This is a genomic window from Bacillus sp. JJ1474 (genome assembly GCF_036965225.1).
In the GTDB taxonomy this organism is placed as follows: domain Bacteria; phylum Bacillota; class Bacilli; order Bacillales; family Cytobacillaceae; genus Cytobacillus.
In genome coordinates this window covers 1-3,200 of sequence record NZ_JBALPC010000248.1, presented here as the reverse complement: position 1 = coordinate 3,200, position 3,200 = coordinate 1, and the positions used below count along the sequence as shown (strand labels likewise).

2 protein-coding genes are annotated in these 3,200 nt (G+C 40.6%); one reads left to right on the top strand and one right to left on the bottom strand.

Annotated features, from left to right (window positions below):
- Positions 1-36: 36 nt before the first annotated feature.
- Positions 37-2,442 carry a M14 family metallopeptidase gene (locus tag V7164_RS23545; RefSeq protein WP_335345637.1) on the top strand — a complete coding sequence of 802 codons (2,406 nt, stop codon included), beginning with the start codon at positions 37-39 and terminating at the stop codon, positions 2,440-2,442.
- Between the two features lie 377 nt (positions 2,443-2,819).
- Here V7164_RS23545 and V7164_RS23540 read toward each other — a convergent pair whose 3' ends face one another.
- Positions 2,820-3,002 (bottom strand): hypothetical protein, encoded by a 183-nt coding sequence (locus tag V7164_RS23540; protein WP_335345638.1) that lies wholly within the window; start codon positions 3,000-3,002, stop codon positions 2,820-2,822.
- Between the last annotated feature and the right edge of the window lie 198 nt (positions 3,003-3,200).

Below are 3,200 nucleotides of genomic sequence, written 5' to 3'. Positions count from 1 at the left end.
GTCCACAATAGTGGAAATACATAGGAGGTGTGTAGATTGAAGAAAAGAAAGAAAGTTATGCATGGACTCGTCTTGGCAACGGCAATCAGTGCATTGAGTTTTACGACCCTGTACCCCGGATTTGGCGCTCCCCTTGTAACAGGTGCCCAACAGCTTGAAGGTGAACCAATACTTTCGAATGAGCCACTTTCCATCGTCCAGCTTGAGGTTCCAAATAAAATGGCTCTTGATAAGCTGGTTGAATTGGGTATAGACCTGACTCACAGGGTCCATCAGCATGGGGAAGAGTTGGAGGTTGATGTAGTTGTTACTCCTTCAGAAATCGAACAATTAAAAATGTATGGAATTAAAGTAAAGGAAACACTTATCACAGAAGATCAGTGGAACCAAAGAACTGCGGAAAGAAATGCAGCAGCACAGCAGCAATTCAATATCGCTTCTGCTGAAGATTCTATTAAAGTATTACGAGCCGACCATTATACAAATCAGTCTGCCACCTTCCTTTATGTAGAAGCAAAAACAAGCGCCGGGGTGAGTGCAAGCACAGCTCTTACCGGCAAGTGGATTGAAAATGGGGTGGAAAAAACAGCCACCTTGAATCGATTTACTGACTATGGGGAATATATGTATCATTGGTTTGAGGTTCCTGTGACAGTTGTTCCTGAAAGCGTTACCATAACTAGTAATCTTGGCGGTTCAGCTACAAGTTCTGTAACAGAGTGGCTTGGTGAAGATAAAAAAGGCAGTCCGAAAAAACATTATGTAAAAGGATTTGTTGACCATTATATGGACCCACATGATCTGTATGAAAGAGCAGAGCAGCTTGCAAAAGAATTTCCGGATTTAGTTGAAATTATTGAAATGCCATATCAAACAAATGGCTACCGCCGTCTTTCCCAAGCAACTATTGGGTCTACCACGACTAAAGCTGTAGTTGTTTCCTCAAAAGCATGGGGACATGAAGGCGGAAACGATATTTTAGTAGAATTTAAAAACCCTAGTGAAGCAAACCATCCTTTAACAGTAAAAGTTGATGACAATAATATTATTGTAGAATTGGCAACAGATGATACTGGAAAAGTAACAAGTACTGCAAGCCAGGTTGTTACAGCCCTAAATACTGAGGCAAATTCGCTTATTACGGCCACTACTTACCGCGGCAATGCAGGTACTGGTACAGTTGATCCAAATTCAGCAAAGTTAACTGACAACTTAAATGCTCCAGATTACATTTCCCGTGAACCGCAATCAGTGAAAGCCATCCGTATCGGTAAGCACCGTGACGGTTCCAAGCCGGGTGTACTAGGCTATGCGCAGGAGCATGCCCGTGAATGGGTTACTCCGCTCGTTACAATTGAAACAGCCGAGCGATTATTAAGGAATTATGCCCATGACGGGGAAACAAAACAACTAGTGAACAACCTGGACATTTTCCTGATACCTTCAGTAAACCCTGATGGAGCGAACTATAGTTTCTATGATTTTAATATGCAAAGGAAAAATATGACGAACCACTGTGGACCTACTCAGTCAGATCTAGCAAATCGCAACAGTTGGGGAGTTGACCTAAACCGAAACCACTCTGTAGGGTCTGTATTTGATGGTTTTGTTGGTGCTTCCAATACAAATTGCTTGAGCGGAACATATTCAGGCCCGTATGAAAACTCAGAGCCTGAAGCAAGAAATCTTATCTGGCTGGCAGACCAAAATCCAAATATTAAATTCGCAATGAATATTCACAGCTACGGCGGTTACTTCATGTGGTCCCCTGGCTCCTATGATCCAAATCGGGTTACATTGCCTCGACCAACTGCAGGTCAGGAGGCATTCTACTGGGCAGCATCCAACGAAATCTTGAATGATATTCAGGACCACCGCGGAACAGTAATCTTGCCAAGCCGTACAGGTCCAATTCCAGATGTGTTATACTCCGCGGCTGGGAACTCTGCTGATTATTTGTGGTATGAAAAGGGTATTTATGCATGGAACTTTGAAGTTGGAGCAGATCTGTGGGATTCTGTAGCAAACAGGTGGCGAGCCGTAGGATTCCAGCCTTCGTATCAAGAAGGACACGAGGAAGCAATGGAATTTGCGAATGGACTGATTAGTCTAATCAAGGTTGCCTACAACCAATCAAAGGATAAGCAGCCTCCATCAACAAAAGCAGTTCCTGGAAACGGCAAATTCTCTGGCCCTGTAGAAGTATCGTTTGAAACCAGCGAAGCAGCTACCATCTACTATACTCTTGATGGAAGCCGTCCAACATTTGAATCAGCTCATATACGCCTTTCCGGAACACGTGAATCTGCTGAATCATTGAAAATTGATAAAACGACTGTTATCAATTGGTTTGCTGTAGACGCGGCGGGCAATATTGAAAAAAACTACAACCCGTTTAGTAATGCTTCTAACTACAGTTCTGTGAAAATAACTATTAAGTAAACTAAAAGATGCCGTGCTACTTTCAGAAACTGAAAAAGCCCGGCATCTTCTAAATACACGGCTAATAGGTTCTCTCTTACTTTAATGAATAGTGGATATTATGCTACCAAATCTCCTTCTTTAGCTGTTTATGTGATTTTTCAAAATTAGAGAGAATATCATCCAATATTGACGGATATATTTACTAGCATTTTTTATTCGAGAAGGGAGAACTCACATTTAAATCGAATGTTATAGGTAAAAATTTTGATAAATTAATTTCTTTGCTTTCAGCCATTTAATTCTCATAAATAATGTATTCTGTTCCGTTGGCACAATAAGAAAGCTTTCAGTATTGACAGCACAAATTTTCCCTATCGCACAAGTTACTTCAATGATTAGATTGAGCACGCTCTTACTAAGAGAACAAATCCAATTATAATTAGGACAGAAAATAAATTAACTAAACAACCACTGCTTGGTACTCCAGTATGGGCTTGAGCCCACGAATTGTTTAAAGCACCTCGAGGATTTTTTCGTTGTTCTGTTGCTTTCAATCTTTCTCTTTCTTTTTCAGACATAATACCTCCCCCCGTTTTAATAATTGCTTAAATTTAATTACGAATTAGTAAGGTTAAAGTTTCTCCTTATCTTATTGCACTAACCTGCCCTATTGTTTAAGTAAAAACTTTCACAAACATCACACTAGCATTACCATAAGTATTCAATTTTTCTTGAGACTCTTCCTCTATAAAATGGCCCTTTCATGCAAAAAAGCG